16 protein-coding genes are annotated in these 23,743 nt (G+C 50.0%); 13 read left to right on the top strand and 3 right to left on the bottom strand.

Going from position 1 to position 23,743, the window contains the following annotated elements:
* The first annotated feature begins 70 nt into the window (after nt 1-70).
* From B5D63_RS28015 to B5D63_RS27990, 6 genes are all read left to right on the top strand, one after another.
* Nucleotides 71-3,676, top strand: coding sequence for a hypothetical protein (locus tag B5D63_RS28015; RefSeq protein WP_143313135.1), 3,606 nt, complete (start codon nt 71-73; stop codon nt 3,674-3,676).
* A gap of 53 nt (nt 3,677-3,729) precedes the next feature.
* Complete coding sequence (locus B5D63_RS28010; protein ID WP_078672170.1) at nt 3,730-8,157, top strand: DUF6443 domain-containing protein; 4,428 nt, start codon at nt 3,730-3,732, stop codon at nt 8,155-8,157.
* The gene (locus B5D63_RS28005) at nt 8,154-8,585 is read left to right on the top strand and encodes an energy transducer TonB (RefSeq protein WP_078672169.1); all 432 of its coding nucleotides are present in this window, start codon (nt 8,154-8,156) and stop codon (nt 8,583-8,585) included. Before B5D63_RS28010 ends, B5D63_RS28005 begins: the two co-directional genes overlap by 4 nt.
* Nucleotides 8,586-8,872: 287 nt before the next feature.
* Nucleotides 8,873-9,304, top strand: coding sequence for a GNAT family N-acetyltransferase (locus B5D63_RS28000; protein ID WP_078672168.1), 432 nt, complete (start codon nt 8,873-8,875; stop codon nt 9,302-9,304).
* Nucleotides 9,288-9,872, top strand: a complete 585-nt coding sequence (locus B5D63_RS27995; protein ID WP_078672167.1) for an SMI1/KNR4 family protein — start codon at nt 9,288-9,290, stop codon at nt 9,870-9,872. Before B5D63_RS28000 ends, B5D63_RS27995 begins: the two co-directional genes overlap by 17 nt.
* Nucleotides 9,873-9,935: 63 nt before the next feature.
* Complete coding sequence (locus B5D63_RS27990) at nt 9,936-10,382, top strand: Cif family virulence factor (RefSeq protein ID WP_078672166.1); 447 nt, start codon at nt 9,936-9,938, stop codon at nt 10,380-10,382.
* On the opposite strand, the gene B5D63_RS27985 is transcribed toward B5D63_RS27990, so the two are convergent.
* The 3 genes from B5D63_RS27985 to B5D63_RS27975 all read right to left on the bottom strand — a co-directional run bounded on the left by B5D63_RS27985 (nt 10,383) and on the right by B5D63_RS27975 (nt 12,548).
* Nucleotides 10,383-11,198 (bottom strand): helix-turn-helix transcriptional regulator, encoded by an 816-nt coding sequence (locus B5D63_RS27985; protein WP_078672165.1) that lies wholly within the window; start codon nt 11,196-11,198, stop codon nt 10,383-10,385. It lies immediately after the preceding gene.
* 76 nt (nt 11,199-11,274) lie between these two features.
* Nucleotides 11,275-12,111 (bottom strand): hypothetical protein, encoded by an 837-nt coding sequence (locus tag B5D63_RS27980; RefSeq protein ID WP_200817112.1) that lies wholly within the window; start codon nt 12,109-12,111, stop codon nt 11,275-11,277.
* Between the two features lie 20 nt (nt 12,112-12,131).
* Nucleotides 12,132-12,548 carry an Imm70 family immunity protein gene (locus tag B5D63_RS27975; RefSeq protein WP_078672164.1) on the bottom strand — a complete coding sequence of 139 codons (417 nt, stop codon included), beginning with the start codon at nt 12,546-12,548 and terminating at the stop codon, nt 12,132-12,134.
* 447 nt (nt 12,549-12,995) lie between these two features.
* Between B5D63_RS27975 and B5D63_RS27970 the strand changes: the two genes are divergently transcribed.
* The 7 genes from B5D63_RS27970 (at nt 12,996) to B5D63_RS27940 (ending at nt 23,738) form a co-directional block, all read left to right on the top strand.
* Nucleotides 12,996-13,451, top strand: a complete 456-nt coding sequence (locus B5D63_RS27970) for a MarR family winged helix-turn-helix transcriptional regulator (protein WP_078672163.1) — start codon at nt 12,996-12,998, stop codon at nt 13,449-13,451.
* A gap of 6 nt (nt 13,452-13,457) precedes the next feature.
* A complete protein-coding gene (gene ppsA, locus B5D63_RS27965; RefSeq protein ID WP_078672162.1) occupies nt 13,458-16,052 on the top strand; it encodes a phosphoenolpyruvate synthase in 2,595 nt (864 codons plus the stop codon).
* A gap of 140 nt (nt 16,053-16,192) precedes the next feature.
* Nucleotides 16,193-16,774 (top strand): RNA polymerase sigma-70 factor, encoded by a 582-nt coding sequence (locus B5D63_RS27960; protein WP_078672161.1) that lies wholly within the window; start codon nt 16,193-16,195, stop codon nt 16,772-16,774.
* 78 nt (nt 16,775-16,852) lie between these two features.
* Nucleotides 16,853-17,383 carry an RNA polymerase sigma-70 factor gene (locus B5D63_RS27955; RefSeq protein ID WP_078672160.1) on the top strand — a complete coding sequence of 177 codons (531 nt, stop codon included), beginning with the start codon at nt 16,853-16,855 and terminating at the stop codon, nt 17,381-17,383.
* Between the two features lie 52 nt (nt 17,384-17,435).
* A complete protein-coding gene (locus B5D63_RS27950) occupies nt 17,436-18,599 on the top strand; it encodes a FecR domain-containing protein (protein WP_078672159.1) in 1,164 nt (387 codons plus the stop codon).
* A gap of 208 nt (nt 18,600-18,807) precedes the next feature.
* Nucleotides 18,808-22,170: a TonB-dependent receptor gene (locus tag B5D63_RS27945; RefSeq protein WP_159456196.1), complete on the top strand. Its 3,363-nt coding sequence runs from the start codon at nt 18,808-18,810 to the stop codon at nt 22,168-22,170.
* Nucleotides 22,171-22,181: 11 nt separating this feature from the next.
* A complete protein-coding gene (locus tag B5D63_RS27940; protein ID WP_159456195.1) occupies nt 22,182-23,738 on the top strand; it encodes a RagB/SusD family nutrient uptake outer membrane protein in 1,557 nt (518 codons plus the stop codon).
* Nucleotides 23,739-23,743: the final 5 nt, after the last annotated feature.

The raw sequence follows: 23,743 nt of genomic DNA, 5'->3' as shown, positions 1-23,743 counted from the left end.
GAAATTTTTTTGATAACCATGCTATATGACCCGCTGTGAACCTATGTGCGGCCGGGCTATTTCTTGTACCATGAAAAATATATTAGGAGTACTGTTATCTGTCAGTACATTGTTTGGAACCTTATCTGTCCGGGCCCAAGGCCAACGTCCTCCCCTGAAGGAACCCGTAAAAGTGATACCTTCTTCACCGGAAGCTTCTGCACTGGGGCGATACGGGGAATGGCCGGTGAGTTTACATACAGGTACTGCTAATATCAGTGTTCCGTTCTACACTATTTCACTACGTGATCTGTCGTTGCCGGTACAGTTGTCGTACCATGCCTCCGGTATCAAAGTGGAAGATGTTGCTTCCTGGGTGGGCACCGGCTGGGCACTGGAAGCCGGCGGGATGATCACCCGTACCGTACAGGGCATACCTGACGATGAGATGAACGGCTATATGAGAACGCGGACCGAACTGGATAACTTTCCGAAGGTATTTGATGCCAGGCAACCGCGGGATTACAAGATCCTGAGCGAGGCCAGTCAGACCGGCGCTACGCCTTATGACACGGAGCCGGACTGGTACTTCTTCAACTTCGCAGGTAAAAGCGGAAAGTTCTTTATCGATAAAGATGGTTCCATGAAATCCATGCCTGCCAGTAACCTGAAAGTGATTCACTACCCTGCATTCTTCTCCGGAAGCCTCAGCGAGCGTTATTGGGAGATCCTGGATGACAATGGTGTCACTTACTTCCTTGGCCAGGATGGGGCACAGGAGAAAACCACCTACCAGGATGATGATAAAATGGTGCGCAGGAGTAATATCAATGGATGGTACCTGAACAAAATCGTATCTCCCAACAAACAGGACAGCATTGTCTTCACCTACGATGACAAAAGCGAATTTTATAACGTAAAAGGATCACAGGCGCTGGTACTGCCACAGGCAGTACCAAATGATTTTCTGACCACCACCATGCTGGAAAACGCCGGATTCGGGTATTACGGCACTACTGACCCGGGCGCCGCTACCAATGCGGTCAGCGGTAAAACCCAACTCAGGGCTATCACCTGGAAAGACGGCAGGATCGACTTTCATGCAAAAACACGGCGTGCGGATATCTCAGGCGTATTGCTGGACAGCATAGTGGTACGGAATGCTCAACAAGACATCATCAACAAGTATGAGTTTAAATACGACAACAACACTAACCGGCCTTATCTGCTGAGTATTGTGCAGCGTCCGTCGCCCGAAGTAACACAGGACTATTACTCCTTCGAATATGATAAAAATTCTATGCCCAACCGGTTCTCCGATGCACAGGACCGATGGGGATACTACAATGGCGCCAATAGCAATACCAATATGATCGAGAGCCATCCGGCGATGACAAAATACAAAAACCCATTCCCCGTGGCTAAGGCCGACAGGGTCGCCTCTAACCAGGCAGCCGTTGGCAGTCTGACCAGAATAAAATACCCAACCGGCGGGTCCACTTCTTTTACCTATGAAGTGAACCGGTATGACCGTACCGCCGAACCGCCGAAGGAGATACCTGGCTATTATGGATCGGGAGGATTTAACAGCACAGCATCCTATTTAAGTACTCGTCACATCGAACACACCGTTGATGCAAGGGAACGGGCCGCCGGGAAAACCACAATATCGATTAAAGTAAATAATTATATGAGAGGCGTAGAACCTGAAGATGCCTGGCTACCCCGCTTTATCATCTATTCAATAGACAAAGAAGGAAAAGAAAGTATATTCTATCAATGGAACGCGCATGATAATAAAATGACCAGCGATTACACCTATAACAAAGACGGCACAGAAAATCTCAGTTATAATTCGGAGGGCTATCTTGAGAGTTTTCCGGAAGGAAAAATAAGGTTCGTACTCGAGATCGTTTGCATTAAAAGATGGGGGGAATGTCCTGTATTTCCAAGAATGCCAGACATTTCGGTTAACTATGAATATATGAAGTGGTACCCGCCTACCACCGAATCCCAGGCGCAATATAACACCGCCGGAGGTATCAGGATAAAGGAAATGACGATTTACAGTCATGATAACAAGCCGCTGATCCGAAAAGAGTATACTTATACGAAAATGGGCGTTGTAGACAACAAACCGCAGGAAATATCCTCCGGCACACTGATCAGCACGCCGGTTAATTACTCCATCAGCAGACGGGCATTGTCCTGTGGGCCGATATACGATGCAAATGGACAACAGGCTTGCAGTTTCTCGCAAATCATGGTGGGCACCTTCAGTTCTACACCGGTGACGGTATTGGGTATGACAGGCGGGGGCTACGTGGGATATGACAAAGTAACTGAGAAAGTTATTGACTATGGTAAAAATACCGGAAGAACCGACTATTACTACAGCAATGCCTACAATGGTTATAGTTCCGTCAACATGAACGGCATCTACAACGGTTTTGAAGCCGATGGATGGGGGCTTCAGTTCCCTTTAATCGACCGTAGTTATGCCAGGGGCTTGCTCCTGCAGAAAGATGTCTTTGCTATCCCCCCGTCAGGGGCCGAAAAGCTGGTAGCACAGGAAGTAAACAAGTACAACCTCAATGACAAAGAGAACGATCCTAATCTCGTTACTTCGCGTTATCTCCGGGTGGTGCGGCTGGCCGACTCCCTGAAAACCTGCTGCGCCAGAACTTACACCGACGCCGAAAGAATAGAAAACAGGGTATATGAATTCGGGTATAGCTATTACGATGTCAAATCTCCATGGGTAACACTCGCCAGCAAAACAATGATGAACGACAGCGTCACTACCACCACCAACTACAGCTATAATAGTTCCAACCAGTTAATTTCAAGGGAAGAGCGGACCAATAGCAGGAACGAGACCGCCGTTATCAGCCTGAAATACCCTTCCGATAAGGTATGGGCCGGGCAGGACCCGAAGGGGATTTACCAGAAAATGATCGACCGGAATATGATCCTCCCTGTTGTGGAAGAAGAAAATATCGTCAACGGGGTCCAACGTAATAAAACTACCGTCAGCTATAGAGACTGGTACAATAACGGCAGAATCATCAGACCCGATACCGTGTTTACCTCCAACCTGGGCAAAACGATGTATCCTGCGGTCATTTATAAATCCTATGATCCACTGGGTAATATCAGGTCCATGAGCGCCGGCAGTAATTTCACCTCCTCCATTATATGGAGTTACAACGATGCTTACCCGGTCATGAAAGCAGACAATGCAGAAGCGAATGAAATATACTACGAAGGATTTGAAAACAGCACGCTGACCGGAGTAGCCTCTGATGTGTCCCACCAGGGAAATAAATCTTTCAGGGGCACGCTGTCTGTCAATTTCGTAAGGCCCGACAACAAGGAGTACCTGCTCTCCTACTGGAAGTACACCGGCGGCAGCTGGAAAAAAGTGATTCAGCCGTTAACCGTTAACAATCCGACAGTGAACGCCACCGAGCCTATCGATGATGTTACGATATATCCTAAAGGAGCGGCCGTAAGCACTTACAGCTACCTGCCGCTAGTAGGGATGACGTCAGAGAACTCACCGGTTAACATCCTCAGAAAATACTCGTATGACAAACTGGGCAGATTGCAGATCGTGCGCGATGCAAATAACAGAATACTGAAAATGCTCTGTTACAACTATTACGGACAGGCCACCGATTGTCTGCCAAAATAGCCCTGTGCCATCGTAAACGCTTATTCTACTAACATTGTAGCACACTATACAATATGAAATTCAGAAAGTCAGTTAACCTGATCATAAAACTGGTCATCCCTATACTCAGCTTTTGTGAAACCGTTTCCGCCCAGAATGTACCTGCGGAAACCGACAAACCGCCGGTAGCCGCGCCATTGTCGCCGGCCGCCGGGTATGACAGTGTTCTCCGGAACTATATCTGTACCTGGGAGCCGTCGATGCCACTAACCAATCCTGCAGATGTTTCCAATGCAGGACGCCCCGCGGCAGAGGTCAAATTGACCACAGCATATTTTGATGCCATCGGCCGGCCATTGCAGACGGTCAGCAAACAGATGAGCGGCACCGGGAAAGATCTTGTGTCGATGTTCCTGTATGATAACGTTGGACGGGAAAAGTTGAAGTACCTGCCTTACGCATCGCAAACCGGCGCCAATGATGGCAAATTCAAACTAAACCCGTTCGCGGACCAGAAAGATTTTTATCAAAGTGAGACGTTAAATCCCGGATCGGTCAATGAAACTGTCTACTATAGCGAGGTTGAATTTGAAGCTTCGCCGCTGAACCGCATTTTAAAGACCTACAGTCCGGGCAATAGCTGGGCACAAACAGGCGGCAGCCACCCCGTTGGCCAGCAGTATGACGCCAATACCACGGAAGATGCCGTTCGCATCTGGAAGATAGCGGACGACCAGAGCATACCGGTTAGTCCGGGTACCTATGCCACCAAACAGCTCTATAAAGTTATCACGTCCGACGAACAGGGCCAAACCACCATTGCATTTACCGATAAAGACGGTCGTCTGATACTGAAGAAAATTCAGTTGAACAATGACTGGCTTTCCACTTATTATGTTTATGATGACTCTGGCAACCTGCGGTTTGTGATACCTCCGCGGGCGGTACAGATTATCAACGGCAACTGGAACCTCGCTCCTGTGGCGGCAGAGCTCTGCTTTCAGTACCAGTACGACGAGCGTAACCGGATGATTGTAAAAAAGGTACCCGGCGCCGCCCCCGTAGAGATGGTGTACGACATCCGCGACCGGTTGGTACTAACCCGTGACGGAAACCTGAAAAGTAAGCGCCAATGGCTCATGTCCTTTTATGACGGCCTTAATCGCGTGGTGGAAACGGCCTTATACACAGCTGACACCAATACTTACACACGGGCAGTATTGCAGCAGCAGTTAAATACCTCCACCGGTACAGGCAGCATACAATATGATTTCCCGGGTGTCACGCACCTGGTCGTTAAAACCAATGACCGGCAGCTCTATGAAGCCCGGGAGAGTATCACCATAGAACCTGATTTTGAATCCGCCAGCGGCGATAACCTGGACTTCCGTGTTGATCCGGCATTGTCAAACGGCAGCATCTACCTGCCCGTTACCAACCCGCTGCCCAACATACCCGCGGCGGCGCTAACGCCACTTACTTTCACCTATTACGACCATTATGCGTATGACGGTCTGAAGACCGCAGTGGCTGCCGACTTCACTAAACCGCAGGCCGGAAGCAACTTATACGCACAACCGGTCCAAACCAATACTGCCCCTGAGGGAATGGCTACAGGAACGCGCATACGGGTCTTAGGGACAGATACCTGGCTGACCACCACCAATTATTATGATGATGACAACCGGTTGGTACAGACGATCAGTGACAACCTGGGCGGTGGACAGGACGTAGCCACCACCCTCTACGATTTCAGTGGTAAAGTGCTGAGCACGTATGTGCATCACCGCACCAAACAGAGTAGCGCCACACCGGAAACCAAAGTACTCACGATGATGCATTACGATCATGCAGGAAGGGTGGATGAAATCACTAAGCGGATCAATGACAACCCCGCTTTGCAGCGGACCATTGTTACCAATAGTTATAATGAGCTGGGACAGATAAAAACAAAGCGGTTGGGCATAACCGGCACCGGCCAGTTGGAGACCCTCGACTATGAATACAATATCCGTGGATGGCTGAAAGGCATTAACAGAAAGTTTGCCACGGGCAAGGCCAGCAGTAACTGGTTTGGCCAGGAGCTCAGCTATGACTATGGGTTCTCCGGGAAACAGTTCAACGGTAACATCGCCGGGGCGAAATGGAAAAGCCGCTCCGACGGAGTAGCACGGGCCTTTGGGTACCGGTATGATCCTGTTAATCGTTTGACTGCCGCGGACTTTAGTCAGTTGGAAGGAAGCGCCTCCTGGACAAAATCAAAAATGGATTTCTCCGTCAGCAATCTGACCTATGATGCCAATGGCAACATACTGTCCATGAGCCAGAAGGGAATGGAAGGCAGTGTTATCAAACAGATTGACAGCCTGAAATATGGTTATCTCTCCAACAGCAACAAATTGTCGTTCGTTACAGATAAACAAAATAATCCCAACACGCTGCTGGGTGATTTCCGGGAAAAACAAAATGACGAATCCCCCGATTATCAGTACGACCTTAACGGCAACCTGGTCCTCGATCAAAACAAACAGCTGACTATCCGCTACAATCACCTGAATCTCCCTGAAAACATCGTCGTTACAGGAAAAGGTTCTATCACCTACACTTATGACGCCGGCGGGAATAAATTAAGAAAGACAGTAGTGGACCAAACCGGTACCGGTAAAACAACTGTCACCGATTATACCGGCATGTTCCAGTATACCAATGATACTTTACGTATTATCAGTCACGAAGAAGGCCGTATCCGTACCATTGTAAAGGCAGGAACACCCCTCGACTACAAATACGACTACTTTATCAAGGACCACCTGGGTAACATCCGCATGGTACTCACCGAGCAGACAGATTTCACCATGTATGCTGCCACCATGGAAAATACCCGTGCCGGTGTTGAAACAGCGCTCTTCAGCAATGTGAATGAAACCAGGGTCCCAAAACCGGCAGGCTATCCCAACGACGACATGGATAGTAAAAATGCCGCCGTGGCAAAGCTGAATGCCAATCCCGGCGGAAATAAAATCGGCCCGTCACTGGTACTGCGCGTTATGGCCGGCGATACTATTCAGGTGAATGCCCGCGCCTTCTATAAATCCCAGGGTCCTGTAACCCAAAATGCACCTCCGCCGCCGGAAGACATGGTAGCGGGACTGGTACAGGCTTTCGGCGGACAGGCAGAGGGCGGTAGCCAACACGGATTTGCAGCAGGAAACAACAGCACGCCTTTCAATACCAACTTCTACAACAATCAATACCAGCGGCTTAAGGAAAAAAGCCCGGATCAGCCGGACAGCAAGCCCAAAGCATATCTTAATTTTGTATTGTTCGACGATCAGTTTAAATTAGTCGATCAAAACAGTGGTGTTAAACAGGTGAGCGGTGAAGCCGATCAACTGCAAACCCTCGGTACAGACAGAATGCCGATCACCAAAAATGGCTTCCTGTATGTATACACCAGTAACGAATCACAGCAGGATGTGTTCTTTGATAATTTAGTGGTGACACAGGCATCCGGACCAGTGCTGGAAGAAACGCATTATTATCCGTTTGGGTTGACGATGGCTGGGATATCTTCCAATGCACTCAAAGGGAGCAGTTATGCGGAGAACAAATATAAGTTCACCGGGCAATTGTTAGATGAAGATTTAGGATGGAATACTTACCAAATGAAATGGCGGACGATGGATCCTCAAATTGGGCGTTTTTTGCAAGTTGATCCGCTGGCGACTAAGTATGTACATAATAGCCCTTATGCTTACGCGGAGAATAAAGTAACTACAGGTATTGACTTAGAAGGTTTAGAATGGGTATCAAGGATAGATGGTAACGGGGCTACCAGTGTAAACGCCAATGTAAAGTTTAGTGTAAATGAAATGCTTAAGCTTACTCCTGAGCAGATAACAGCTTATCAAACAGCAATCAGTAATCAACTTAATAAGACATTACAAATTTCATCTGATGGCTCGATTTCGGGAAATGTTACATATAATGGAGGTAACGCCAGCAAATTGAGAGTTGTTGTTCCTAGTTTAGAGCTTTATGGAAAGGCTAGTATAGTTGGTGGGCAAACGACATTTTCTGCTTCAAGTATAAACGTATTTGATAAAGAAGGTAATTTACGTTCTCCAGAGAGTGTAGGTATAGACGGAGCTCATGAGCTGTTGCATACATTGAGACTTGAACATCCTTTTGAGAAAACACAAGGGGTGGACACCAAGCTCATTAGCGAAGGAGGTAATAATTATTCAACTACACCAGGGACAGACTCTAAAATACCATTTAATATTATGAATTATCCTATGATAAATATAGATGGAAAGAAGTCCGGGGATTTATGGAAGAGTACAGGGCAATCTCCTTCCTACCTAACTAAAGATCAAGTTAAAATATTATTAAATGAAATTAAGCTTCAGAATACTGGAGCAGGGGCGCCCGGTAGTTCAGGATTTCAAAATTATTGGATAAACACTCCAGGGGAAGAAGTTAAAAGGAAAATCAAATGAATAAAATTGCATTAATATTTTTAATACAAATTATTTGGGGGTATAGTTGTAAGGCTCAAAATAGAGTCAGTACTGGAGCTACGGATTGTGTCCAGGAATATGATTCTACCCTACAGCAAAAGGTTTATACTAACGTGGATAAGATGCCTGAATTTGAGGAGGGGGAGTTAAGTTTAATGAAGTTCTTTAGAGATCATTTTCGGTATCCCAAAGACCAGGATTTTTTTCAAGGGTCAATTAATTTAGTGTTTGTGATTGGGGCTGACGGACAGGTAAAAAATGTCCATATTGCAAATAAGCAGGATGCATCTTTAACATTGGTTGATAAGGAAGCCCTGAGAGTATTAAATAGTATGCCCAAATGGAAGCCAGGACGTTGCAAAGGGGAAAATGTGCCTGTAAGAATGTTTTGGCCAATAAGGTTTTAAATTTTGATAGTCTGGAAAAGGTTCTCGGGTTATGTGTTATGTTAAAAACGAAGAAGCCGCAGAAAATCTGCGGCTTCTTCGTTTTATGCTTTTAATTTTTTAGCAGTGTCAAGCTGAGCCGGTAAGTGTCTCCATCACCCTAAACCCCACCACATGTCCTCCTCCTCCACCGACATCATCACCCACGCCTCACCCTGCGCCTACTCGGCGATGCGGTAAGAGACGCCTGCCTCGCCGGCGACCTCACCAAAGCTGCTCTCCTCCTCGGCGCCAACATCCCCGCCGCCATGCTGGACCACCCCAGCAGCCTGGAACACGATAAAAAACAACTCTCCTTCGATACTAAATATGCGCCCTGGTCTTCCCGCACCATCATCCTCAGCGGGGAAAATAAAACCATCGGCCTTATCCGCTTTCATACCAGCCCTGATCGTCACGCCTCCAAGGACTACCTGAAAAACGCCGTGGAAATCGGCTATCAGATCTTTGCACCGCACCGCAGAAAAGGATATGCCAGGGAAGCGGTGACGGCGGTTTTCAACTGGGCTGAGGAGCATTTCCAGGTCTACCGCTTCGTAGCTTCCATAGCGCCGGATAACCGGCCGTCGCTGAACCTGGTGACCTCCCTCGGCTTTACCAAAGTAGATGAAGTCATGGATGAAACAGACGGTATGGAACATGTTTTTGCCGTAAATTACACAGATGAAAAACATCGTTGAACAATACCTGGCCGGTCTGCAGGAGCGGCTATCTGAAGAGGATAAAGCCGAATTGACCTATGCTTCCGGCGCCACTGCGGCGCAACTGGAAAAACTGCAGCAAACCTACCCCGACTGCCCCGCATCACTGCTGCAACTGCTCGCAAAAATAGACGGCACCTACTGGCGCGAATACGGCGAACATACCGTCTCGGTGTTAATACTGGGGTCTGACATACACCGGTACCCGTATTACCTGAAATCTGTGGACCAGATACTGGAAGACGACAAATACGGACTGAGCATCCGGGACATCTACGGAGAAGATGCTGACGAGACGCCCGAGCTGGTAGATACCGGTATCGATTCGAATATCAATATGAACCGCTGGTTGTGTTTTTCCGATTGTACGAACAACGGTGGCACCTCCAAACTTTACCTCGACTTCAACCCTGCCCCCGGCGGCGCTTCGGGGCAAGTGGTACGTTTCCTGCACGACCCCGACAACTACCGGGTCATCGCCGGCAGCTTCGACGAATACCTACTGAAACTCATGGAGCACGACTATACGTTTATTTCTTCAGAATGAGGTTGTTCGCAATTTTACAATTCCGGGCTGGCTAAAAGCGCTTGCTTTGTAGAAAAAAGACAAATGAAACAACTCCTTTTTTTAATCCTGCTGATATCCGCCAGCTACGGCGTGCAAGCGCAATCCGAAAACGCATCGTTACAAGCAGCCAGGAAAGCCATTGAAGCCAGCAATGACGTCTATTCCGATTTGGCCAATAAAAACGACGGTAGTATCCTGACATGTTATACCGCCGATGCCTGCCTCTATCCTCCCAATGCGGCGCCGGTATGCGGCCGCGACAACATGGCTAAGTTTTTCAAAAACGGCCCGAAAGTAAACTCCAGATTCATTATCCAGCACCTGTACGGCGACGGACAAACTTATGTTACCGAAGAAAGTTATTATGAAATGACCGACCCACAAGGCCATAAAATAGACGACGGCAAAGTCATCGTCATCTGGAAAAAGACTGCCGATGGATGGAAAATGTACAGGGACATGTTCAGCAGCAACCACCCGGCAAAATAACTAAAACCCAATGTTCACCGCCTGCTGAAGCGCCACATCATCTTTTACCAGCCGCCGCCTTGCCTCAGAAGGAGTGATACCGGTAAACTTCCGGAATTCTTTGATAAAATGCGCCTGGTCATAGTAGCCACCCTCGTAAGCGATGGCCGTCAGTGACGCCGGCGTGTCCAGCACCAGTTGCAGGGCCCTGTTGAAACGTACCACTGCGGCCAGCGCAGCGGGACTGATGCCCACATGCTGCAGGCAAAGCTTCTGGATATATCTTTCAGACATCCCTGACTTTCGGGCGATAGCGGGCAAGTCCAGTTTATTATCCCCCGACAACAGCAGCCGGGAAAACTGCTGCACCATGGTCACCTTCTGCAAATGTTTTTCCTGCTTTGCCAACCGCTCCAGGAAGAACTGCTCCAACACCGCGATCTTGTCCCTGATGGCACCCATTTCCATGATCCGGCCATACAGTTCCCTGATCTCCGGCAAACGTATGTCATACAGATCAGTGGCATAGTTGGTAAATTCCGAAAGCGGATTGGGAAAAAACAAAGCGCCGGCATGGGGATAAATCCGTGCAATCAGTACTACGGTCCCTTTCGACACCGTCAGCCGGGTCGGCAGTGTCAGATGTCCCAGCAGCTCTATCTCCGGCAGGTCTTTCCTCCTGCCGTTGATGATGGTCGCCGCAGCTCCGGACAGGTTGATCACAAAATCCATGTACCCGCTGGGATAAAACACCTCATTGTCAAGATCTTCCCCGATCGTGACCACTGTATAGTTCTTTATGTAGGGCGCCAGGATGGCAGATGGCAAAAGCTGCATGTAAGCCGGACATAAAATTGTCCTTGCTAAAGTTAAAAATAAAAAACGACTGCAGAATGGCATGTAGTCAATAACACTATTGGTCATATTTCACTTCCCGCATTTCCCTGAATCCTTCTTTGACAAAAGGCTCCAGCCAAGGGGTAAACACCTGCGGTTTAAAGACAATCTTTTTCGTTGCTTTGTTAACAATCCACTGTGAACGTTTCATCAGTATAAAATCCAGGCGTTGCTTTGCAGTGAGGCGGGGCAGCGTATAATAATCCGTATGTTCTCCCTCCTTTCCCTGATTTTGGCGATAGGTACCGCTGACAGACACTTTATGTTGTTGTTCAAAGCTTTTGATCACAGCAGCATCTTCCTTCTCCAGTTCCCATTTCGGGTCCTTCGGACAACATACAGACCCGTAGCTTTCGCTCCGGTATACCGCGATATTACCAGCCGGCACCTTCGGTTCATGGAAGGTGATACCAGGCTGTTCTCCTGAGACACGGACACTATCTATCTTTACAAGAGTATCCATTCTCCGGATATGATAATAGATATTGGTGGTGGCAGGTTCTATACACATCCCTTTACGGCTGGCCTCTTCGGCAATCTCATGATATAATTGCCAATCAGGCACGATCAACGTAAATTCTTTAATCGACGGATAAAACGTATTGGAGGTGGTAAACAACGCCGTTGGAATTCGTGCCGACAGAAAAAACACATAGTGGGAATCCGGGCTTTCTACCAGCGGAATATCTACCAGCCAGTTGTCTCCGGCTTGTGCCACATGTTTGTTTTCAATCATGATCACATGATCATACGATTTTTGCAGCCAGCTGTCGTCCACGGCCGCCGGCGGATTTGCCTGTCCCATACAGCTTGTCGTAAATAAAGAGATGATCGAATATAGTTTTTTAATCATGGTATTTTTTTGAAAAAATCTTATATAGACCGGATGATCAACGGCTTTTGTATCCTGATGCAGGTATCTATAGCCGTTTCAAAGACGGCGATCAGCTTTTTGCCATCACTGGTCACAAAATAATCTGCGAGGTTGTTAATAGTTGATGCGATGCCCGTTCCCCACGGCGGTTGTTTGGAAAGATCATCGATGTCCCATATCACCTGGTCCGGCGGCAGGGCGGAGAGTTCCTTTTTTATGACTGCCAGTTCCCGCAACACGGCGTCACCTTGTGCGGGCGCAATGCCATCGATAAACAGTTCATTCATCAGCACCGGGAACCGGCTTCCCCATTCACTCCCCTCCAACCGATAAGCGATCGTAGAGAAAAAAGAATGCAGAAAATCTCCTGTGCCGATGACATGAAAAATGGGTGCGGTAAATAATCCTACTGCCATAATTTTCTTATTGGTATTTCCCGGTATGATGCCTTTTCAAAACAGGAAGTTGCAAAAACTACTACCAGCAATCATAATTCTTATCTTATCGTGTTTATTCCTGTACAGTCAAAAATGAGAAAAAAAAACCGCACTGTCCACCGCATTTAACATTCGCGGGATATGGACCAGCATTCGCCGGTACAGGATAAAAATATGCAGACTAATAGTTCCGGATAACATCACTGTTTCGGGAAGAAGAGGCAGATGATTTCCAGCGGTTTGGCGATACAATAAATAGCTAAACGAAGTTTCCGGAACCATGTGGTGAAACGGCTTCAGCACCTGTCGAGGAAGAGCAATCGTATACCGTACTCCGCCATTGACCACATTTCTGCGGAAATTATTTGGATACTTTTTCATTTCAACTTATCTTAGTAACTAAGATATTTAGATAATAAGATAAAAATGGGACCCGAAATCATCAAACAGATCAGAAAATTGACCCAGTCATACGCCTACACCTCGCTCCGGATGCATGAAGCGGTGGCCCGGAAGGCAGGACTTTCCGGCACCGACCACAAATACCTCGGTTTCCTGCTGGAACGGGGTGAGATGACGGCAGGGGAACTGGCCAGCCTCACCGAACTTACCACCGGCGCCATCACCGGCTTAATAGACCGGTTTGAAAAGAAAAACCTGGTGAAAAGGAAATTTGCGGAAGGTGACAGAAGAAAAGTGCTCATCGAGCCCAACACCAAACTCATCATGGCGCTGTTTGAGCCGCTGTACAGGGACTTCCGGCATAAATCGGAAAAACTGACGGCGACATTTTCGGAGAAGGAAGTCAAAGTCATCGAACGGTATCTCACCCAGGCCATTGCCATCATGCAGGAAACCACCACCACCCTCAACGATAAATAAAAAACTATGCTTGCCTACTTACTGGATTTTCAGGAAATCGATAAGACGACCCTCGCACTCACCGGCGGTAAAGGGGCCAACCTCGGAGAACTATGTCACATCGAAGGTATAGCGGTGCCTCCTGGCTTCTGTGTGACCACGGAGACTTTTAAGGCGGTCACCGCCAGCAATGCCACCCTGCAGACGCTGCTGGACCAGCTGACATTGTTGAAAGCGGACGACCGGAAAAATATCGGCGATATCAGCGCACGGGTACGCTCCATCATTGAAAGCACGCCTATTCCCGGCGATATCGCCGCGGCGGTAACAGACCATCTCCGCCCTTTCGACGAAAAAACAGCCTTCGCCGTGCGGTCCAGCGCCACCGCGGAAGACCTGCCCACCGCCTCATTCGCCGGCCAGCAGGATACTTACCTGAACATCATTGGAACAGCATCGGTACTGGAACATATCAGCCGCTGCTGGGCATCATTATATACCGACAGGGCCGTCGCCTACCGGCTGCAGAACGGATTTGACCATCACCAGGTCAGCCTCGCGGTAGTAGTGCAACAAATGGTTTTCCCGGAAATTGCAGGGATTATGTTCACTGCCGACCCGATAACGTCCAACAGGAAAGTGTTGTCCATCGACGCCAGCTTCGGGCTGGGAGAAGCACTGGTATCCGGCCTTGTCAACGCCGATAACTACAAAGTCAGAGAGCAGCAGATCATCGACCGGAAAATTGCAGCTAAAAAACTGGTCGTAAAAGCGGTTGAAAATGGCGGCACGGAAGAACAGCCTGTCCCAATAGGACAGCAAAACAATCCCGCGCTGACAGACCTGCAGGTGCTGACCTTAGCCCGTCTCGGCAGAAAAATCGAAGCACATTTCGGCAGTCCGCAGGACATCGAGTGGTGCCTTGCCGGCGACACCTTCTACTTCGTCCAGAGCAGGCCAATCACCACTTTGTACCCTGTACCGGAAGTAAAGGATACCGAAAATCACGTATTTATATCCGTCGGCCACAACCAGATGATGACCGACGCCATCAAACCGCTGGGCCTGTCCTTTTTCATGATGGTAGCATCCGGACAAATGTATACGGCCGGCGGGAGGTTATTTGTCGATGTCACCCGGTTCCTGACCACCGCCGGCGGCAGACAGGCCATGATGGACACCCTGGGCAAGTCCGATCCGTTGATTAAAGACGCCCTGAACATCATCACTGCACGGGAAGGCTTCATCAAACAGTTACCCGACCATAAGACAGAACGCCCCCTTCCTACCTTCGAAGGAGAGCCCCCTCTGGAAAACGATCCGGCCATCGCTACGGAATTAATCAGCAATAGCCAGGCTTACATCGCGCAGCTGAAACAGGATATTCAAACCAAATCAGGACAGGCGCTGCTGGATTTTATCCCGGAACATATACGGCAGGTCCAGACAACGATGTTTGACCCAAGAAGCCTGCGTATCATCATGGCCGCCATGGATGCCGCATGGTGGCTCAACGACAACATTGAAAAATGGTTAGGCGAAAAAGGGGTTGCAGATACGCTTTCCCAATCCGTCCCCAATAACATCACCTCGGAAATGGGACTGGCCCTGCTGGATGTGGCAGACGCTATCCGCCCTTATCCGGAGGTCATCGCGTATCTGCAACAAACCACCGATGATCATTTCCTGGAAGTGCTTCCACAGCTGAAAGGCGGACAGGAAGCCCGCAATGCCATAGAAGACTATCTCCGCCAATACGGTATGCGCTGCGTCGGTGAAATCGATATCACCAAAACCCGCTGGCGTGAAAAACCCCTCAGCCTCGTTCCCATCATCCTCAGTAACATCAGGAACTTCGCGCCGGGCGCCGGCAAGCGAAAATTTGAACAGGGAAAACAAGAGGCGCTGCTAAAGGAACAGGAGATATTGCAGCGGCTGCAGTTCCTGCCGGATGGCGCGCAAAAGGCCGCAGAAACCAAAGAAAAGATCAGCTTTATGCGGAATTTCCTCGGTTACCGGGAATATCCCAAATACGCCATCGTCAACCGTTACTTTATCTATAAACAAGCACTGTTGCAGGAAGCGGAAAAGCTCGTACGGGACCATGTGATCCGGGAAAAAGAAGATATCTGGTACCTTACCTACGAAGAATTACGCGAAGCAGTAAGTACCCGCCAGCTGGACACCACCATCATCGACCAGCGAAAAGAAACTTACCAACAATACGAAAAACTCTCGCCGCCACGGGTCATAACGTCTGACGGGGAAATTATCACCGGCAGCTACAAACGGGAAAACCTTCCTGCAAACGCCATCGTTGGACTGCCTGTTTCTACCGGCGTCATCGAAGGACGGGCGCGCGTGATCCTCAACATTGCCGATGCAGACCTGGAAGAAGGCGATATACTCGTCACCGCTTTCACCGACCCCAGCTGGACGCCGCTGTTTGTCTCCATCAAAGGCCTCGTCACCGAAGTAGGCGGCCTGATGACACACGGCGCCGTGATCGCCCGGGAATATGGGCTGCCGGCCGTAGTAGGCGTAGAAAGCGCCACTAAACTGATTAAAGACGGACAGCGCATACGCGTGAACGGCACCGATGGTTACGTGGAAATATTATAACCACCCGGGCTAAAAGTGGATTGCCTCCAGGTGCCGGCACTGGGGGCAATCCAATGCCCTGGGTTGCTTTATATTATCTTTTCATTTCCTGATATAAAATCTGAATTTATTTTTATAATGTTGCGTACCACGCCTGTCACATGAATCGGTACGAAACACCATCTGATGCTGACCTGATGCTGTCCCTCCGCGAGGGCGACAGCTGCGCTTTTACTGAAATCTATCACCGTTACTGGAAACAACTGCTGGCTGTCGCTTACCTGCACTGCAAGGATAAAACCATGGCGGAAGAAATTGTACAGGAAGTGTTCATCAGCCTCTGGAACAGGCGCAGCGAGCTGTATATCGACAATATAAACGCCTACCTGGCCACCGCCGTGAAGCTGTCCGTATTCAAACAATACGCACGGCAGAAACGGAGAGACGAAATAAAAGAACAGGTAGCCGCGCCCGATATCACCACCTTTGACGAAGAACAGATCTACACCCGGTTTCTGCAACAGCAGATCAACGGCGTGGTGGAAGTGCTGCCGGAGAAATGCCGCCTCGTTTTCAAACTCAGCAGGGAGGAAGGCCTCACCATCCCGGAAGTAGCCCGCAGCATGGGCATCGCTGAAAAGACGGCGGAAGCGCACCTGACCAAAGCGCTGAAAGTATTGAAACTCAGACTGAACCGGCCCTATATCTGGGTAATCCTCCTCCTCAAGGCCCTGATGCACTAAGCGAAAAAAATTTTTATCCGCACTAAGGGTATGCCCCCTCCTTATGGTACATAGAGTTGTAACCGTAATATCCATGTTATGAACAGCAGCGTATCTGCCGCTTTTGCTGACATCTATAACCAACACTGGAAGACGCTGCTGGCTATTGCCTATCATCACTGCAGGGATAAAGCCATGGCGGAAGAAATTGTGCAGGAAGTTTTTGTCAGCCTCTGGAACAACCGGAAGAAACGGCACATCGGGAATATAGAAGCTTACCTGGCCACCGCTGTCAGGCTGTCGGTTTTTAAACAATACCTGCGGCAAAAAAGAAGAACAGCCATCATCGAACAAACAGCCGCTCCCCTCATCTCCTCTCATGATGAAGAAAAAATTTTCACCCGGCTGCTGCAACAACAAATCAACGGCATCGTTGAAACACTACCCGCGCAATGCCGCCTCGTTTTCCGGCTGAGCAGAACGGAAGGATTGAGCATACCGGAAATAGCGCAACAGCTGGGCATCGCCGGAAAAACAGCAGAAGCTCATCTCACCAAAGCACTGAAAGTATTAAAACTGAAACTGGACCGCTCCTGCCTGTGGGCCCTGTTATTTTTTTTCCTATACTAAGGGTAAAACAACATTCACGGTACATACCTGTATAAACGATAAACCTTACACGTTGAACGACCACATACATCACCTCATAGAAAAATACCTGGACGGCAGCATTACGCCGGCAGAAGAAACGACCCTGATGGCCTGGTACCAGGAACAAAACCAGGCGGATGTGGAATGGCTGTCGGAAGATGAAGCGGAAGAAGAACAGGTGCGTCTGCGGATGCTTTCGAAACTGCAACAGCAAATCAATATCCCGGAAACTACGCCGGCCCGCAACAGGCGGCTGTGGTACTACCTGTCTGCCGCCGCGTCGGTGCTCGTTCTCCTCGGCCTTGCCGGCTACTTCTACCTGATGCCGTTGCGTCCGGCAGCACCGCCTGCCGGACCTGCGCTGGCCAATAATGACATCAGCCCCGGGGGGAATAAAGCTATTTTAACATTGGACAACGGCGAGAAAGTTGTCCTTGAAGATGCAAAGAACGGCGTCATATCACAACAGGGCAATGCTGCGGTCAATAAAACAGACAGCGGTCAGTTGTCCTACCAGTCAACCGGCAACACTTCCGCCGCCATCGTCTACAATACCATCACCACTCCCTACGGCGGCCAGTACCAGGTAACCCTGCAGGACGGCACCAAAGTATGGCTCAACGCCGGCTCCTCCCTGCGTTTCCCGGCAGCGTTCTCCGGTGATCACAGGAATGTGACACTTACAGGCGAAGCGTATTTCGAGGTGGCGAAAGACAAGGCAAGGCCATTTTTTGTCACCGTGGGGGCCGGCGCCGCAACTCCCCTGACCGTAAAAGTGCTCGGCACCCACTTCAATATAAACGCCTATCCGGAGGAGCAGCAGCATACCGTTACGCTCGTCGAAGGTGCGGTAAAAGTGGACTATGGCGCCGCCAATGCCTTGCTGGCGCCCGGTAGAGAAGCGGTACTGGATAAAGTATCGGGCAGGCTGCAGACCGCTGCCACCGACACAGAATCCGCCATCGCCTGGAAAAACGGCTATTTCATTTTCGACAACGAAAAAGTGGAAAGCATTATGCGGCAGATCAGTCGCTGGTATGACGTGAAGATCAGCTACCAGGGCGATGTTTCGAAGAAAGCCATCGGGGGTAGTTTATCCCGTTCGAAGAATGTTTCCGAAGTATTAAATATGCTGGAATTAACCGGTACTGTTCACTTTAAAATCAATGGAAGGAGGATCACCGTTATGCCATAGAAAACAGCTGTAAAACAGGTGCTATAAAAATAACCGGGAGTGTTCCCGCACCCCCGGCCGGTTTGAGCTTACCTGCAAAAACAAATTTCAATCGCTATTGTCGTCACAGTTTTTTATTAAACCCAAACATCCAAATGTAATGAAATTTTACATACCTGACGTGCGCCCTGACCAAGCCGGCGCCACGCGTAAAAAACTCCTGTTGATAATGAAACTGACCTTAGTTTTAATGATCGCAGCGTTAATGGAAGTCAGCGCCACCAGCTACGCCCAGAAGGTAACGTTATCAGCCAAAAAGATCGCGCTCAGCGATGTATTCCGTCAGATCCGCAAACAAACCGCCTACAACGTATTGTGGAATGTCGACATCCTGAAAGATGCACAGCCGGTGGCCATACAGGTCACCAATGCCAGCGTGGAAGATGTGCTGAAACAATGTTTCGCGCACCAGCCCTTTACCTATTCCATTCATCAGAATACTATCGTGATCACGCGCACCTCCGGCACAACGGTCGTGGCCATTACCATCAAAGGCAGCGTGACAGACGTTAACAACCATCCCCTTCCCGGCGTGGCCGTCAGGCTTAAGGGCACCCAAACCGGCACCGCCACCCTGGCTGATGGCACTTTTACGCTTACTGTTCCTGATGCAGGCGGGGTGTTGTTGTTCAACTACATGGGTTATACCCCCAAAGAAGTTCCTGTCAACGGACAGACGGTCATCCATGTGCAGCTGGAACAGGCATCGTCGCAGCTAAACGAAGTGGTGGTTGCCTACGGTAAACAAAGTACCCGTGAAATCGTGGGATCGGTAGCCAAATTATCCGCCGTCGATATTAAAGATCAGCCTACCGGTACTTTTGCAGAAAGATTACAGGGCAAACTACCCGGCGTACAGGTGCCACAAACCACCGGCCGGCCGGGGCAAGGCATGGACCTGCGCATCCGCGGCGCCGCCTCTCTCACCTCCAACATACGACCGCTGGTAGTGGTGGACGGTCAGCCTATGCTGGGCAACCCCGATAATATCAACAACATCAACCCGGACGAAATCGAGTCTTTCACCGTATTGAAAGACGCTTCCTCCACTGCATTATACGGCTCCCGTGCTGCCAACGGCGTGATCATGATCACCACCAAAAGAGGAAAGGCCGGCGCCACCAGGATCGATTTCAACTCCTACTACGGCAGCGCCTCGCTCATGCGCGAACTGATCCCGCCAGTGATGAACGCCACCCAGCTGGCCACCTACATGAAAGGCTTCTACGAAGATAAAATCAAATATGAAGGCTATACCGGTGGCATTCCCGCAGTATACCAAAACCCGGAGCAGTACGGTGAAGGCACCGACTGGTTCAGCGTGCTCACCCGAAACGCACCGGTACAGAACTACAGCCTCTCTGTCACCGCCGGTAATGAAAAAGCGGCCGTCAGCGTGGTGGGCGGTTATTTTGACCAGCAAGGCATCCTGCTCAACACCGGCTACAAACGGTTTTCCCTGCGGGTGAACGCCGACTTCAACCCCGGCAAAAGGATAAAAATAGGTGTCGGCGTAGCCCCCTCCCTGCAACTGGAACATAACAACCGTCAGGGCACCGGCTTCAACATCGACGGACAACGCGCCATCTTCGCCTCCGCTTCCATGATGCCGACCATGGGCTCTCCCTATAACCCCGACGGCTCCCTCGCACTGGGCATCTCCGGCTTCACCAACCAATTCGTGTGGGCCAACCCGCTGCGGCAACTGCTGGAAGTGAAAGATGATGCCAACCGTCTACGATTACTGGCGAACGTATTCACCGAAGTAAAACTGACCGATCACCTGACCTTCCGCACTTCCGGCAGTACAGACATCGCCAGCATGACGCGCAACAGGTTCATTCCTTCTACTTCCGTTGGCGGCTTCAACGCCCTGCCGATGGAAAACCCGCCACCGGGCAACAATACCGCTATCGGTCAGACGACCGTGAACAACGACTACTCCTGGCTGAACGAAAACACGCTCAACTATCAGCAGCAATTTGGGAAAGACCATTCACTGGGACTAATGGGCGGCTTCACCATCCAGCGCTCCACCGGCTTCTTCAGCGATATGGTAGGCCGTGATTTTCCCGACAACAGCATCTCCTATCTGAGCGCCGCCACCCGCTTCACCACTAATACTTCCAGCGCCGGCGCCTGGACGATGATGTCGTTCCTCGGCCGGTTGAACTATACCTTTAAAGACCGTTACATGCTGCAGGCCACCATCAGAAGAGACGGCTCCTCCCGTTTCGGCGACCGCAACAAATGGGGCACCTTTCCCTCTGTCGGCGCTGGCTGGATCGTTAGCGACGAAGCGTTCCTCAAAAACGTACCAGCTATCAGCCTGCTGAAAGTAAGGGCCACCTTCGGCCTCACGGGCATGAACGAAATCGATAACTACGCCACGGCCGCCCGCATCGGAAACTCCAACTACAGCTTTTCCGGCGGTCTGGCCCCCGGCAAAGTGCAAACCACACTGGGCAACCAAAGCCTTGCCTGGGAACGCAACCGCCAGTTTGACGCCGGTATCGACATTGGCCTGTTCGACGGCAGGATCAACCTGTCTTACGATTACTATAACAAATTGACGACAGGTCTGCTATTTATCCTGCCGGTGCCGCAATCATCCGGTTTTGCCAACGTGCAGGACAACCTCGGCGATATCAGCCAGTGGGGTCATGAGATCATCCTCAGCACCCGGAATCTCACCGGCAAACTCAAATGGAACACCAGCTTCAACATCGCCTTCAACAGGAACGTCGTGAAACGGATCGGCTTAAACAATATTCCTTTCGCGGACAACCCTAACATCACCCTGTCAGAGTTTACCGACTACCGCACGCTTGTAGGCAAACCCGTAGGACAGTTTTACGGCTACATATTTGACGGCATCTTCAAAAATCAGGCGGAAGCCGATGCCGGGCCTAAATACTACGGCACCGGCAGCACTACCCTGTCTCAGGCAGGCACTGTACGGTTCAAAGACCTGAACGGAGATGGTAAAATCACCTTCCCGGACGATCAGACCGTGATCGGAGATCCGAATCCGAAATTCATTTTCGGCTTCACCAACACCTTCCAGTATCAAAACTTCGACCTGAACATCGCCATGTCCGGCACTTACGGCAACAAGCTGAAAAACGGTATGCAGGAAAGTACGTATAACCTCGACGGTGTGTTCAACGGTCCCCCGGAACTGCTGGACCGCTGGCGCTCTGAAGACAATCCCGGTAACGGCCGCGTGGCGCGCACGCTGGCGAATACCACCGCCTCCTACCGTACGGACCATACGCTGTTTATCCACGATGCGTCCCACCTCACCATCAACAATATCGCGCTGGGCTATACGCTGCGGAAATTCAGGACGCCCTATATCAAAAGCCTGAGGTTGTATGCTTCTGCACAGAACGTATACATCTTCACCAGCTATCCCGGCAACCCGGAAGTAAGCGCCGGCGGAATAGCATTTGTAACGCAACAGGGGCAGGACCTCGGCGCGTACCCACTGCAACGGACCTTTACATTTGGTTTGAACCTTGGCCTTTAAAAATGAGCAAAATGAAAAAGATCTCCTGTTATATACTTCTGGTAGCCAGTCTGGCAACAACCTCCTGTAAAAAATTCCTGAACGAAATCAATCCCAACTTTACCACACCCGACAGCTATTTTAAAAATCAAAATGATTTTGACCTCGCTGTCAATGGCGCCTATAGCCAGCTGCGCGGCCTTTACAACAATAAAAGCGCCTGGATAATGGGTGAAATGCGTTCCGACAATACGCACTACGATTACAAATCTTCTGATCAGGCGGTAGCGACTGTCAACAGATATGCCGTCGCCGATTTCCTGGACGATAAATACAACAATCAGACGCCTCCCAAGTGGAACAGCGGTTTCAATACCATATCCGCAGTCAATGTGATCCTCGATCATATCGATGATATCCAGTTGTCTGCCTCTGCCCGTAATGCCATTATAGGTCAGGCTAAATTTATACGCGCCCTCACCTATTTTGACCTTGTACGTTTCTACGGCGGCGTGCCTATTTATAAACATGCGCCGCTCAACCGCGAGGAGACCTACATTCCCCGCGCTTCCGCACAGGAAGTGTACGACCTCATCGTATCCGACGCCACCGATGCCGCCGCCAAACTGGACGCGCCGGCCTTTCCACAGACCGGCCGCGCTACCAAAGGCGCTGCGCTCACACTCCTGGGCGATGTATACCTGACGCTGAAAAAGTACGATCAGGCGGAAAGTGTGCTGAAACAGGTGACCGCCATGGGTTATACCCTGTTTCAGCACTACGGCGACGCTTTCCAGTTAAACAATAAAAATGGGAAAGAGTCCGTCTTCGAGATCCAGTTCAACACCGCGCTGGCAGTGCCGCAGGCCAATACGAATGCTTCTGTCTACAATTTCCTGCCACGCATGGCCAATACCTCCGTGGTGACAGGCATTAACTTCAACAGCATTACCAACACCGGCGGTTTTAATACGCCCACACAAGACCTGATCAACGCTTATGAGACCGGGGACCAGCGCCTCGACGCCTCTATTGCCGTCGCGGAAGGCAGCTTCAATGCCTCGGACGACTTCACGGCTACAGCCGTAAAATCGGTGATCGGTTACACACCACCTGCCGGCAAAGTGGGCCGTCCGTTTCCTAAAAAATTCCTGCATACGCACACTATCGGCAATCAAACCAACGATAACTGGCCGGTATACCGTTATGCAGAAGTACTTTTACTGTTGGCCGAAAGCCTCCACCAGCAGGGCAAATCAGGTGAAGCGCTGGTATACCTGAATACCGTAAGACAGCGCGCCTTTGGCGATGCCCTGCATGACATCAGCACCACCGATCAGGCGGCCCTGCAGGCAGCGATCCTGAAAGAAAGAAGGGTGGAACTGGCTTTTGAGAACAAACGCTGGCTGGACCTCGTGCGGAGCGGCAAAGCCATCAGCGTTATGACCGACTTCGGCGCACAGCAGAAAGCACAGTACAGCTACCTACAGGCAGGAAGTTACAATATCACCCAGAACCGGCTGTTGTTTCCCATACCAAATGCGGAGATACTGCTGAACGATAAACTCACACAAAATCCGGGTTATTAATTAAA

Origin of the sequence: Chitinophaga eiseniae (assembly GCF_900167135.1) — a bacterium.
In the GTDB taxonomy this organism is placed as follows: Bacteria; Bacteroidota; Bacteroidia; order Chitinophagales; family Chitinophagaceae; genus Chitinophaga; species Chitinophaga eiseniae.
This window is presented reverse-complemented; position numbering and strand designations above follow the sequence as displayed.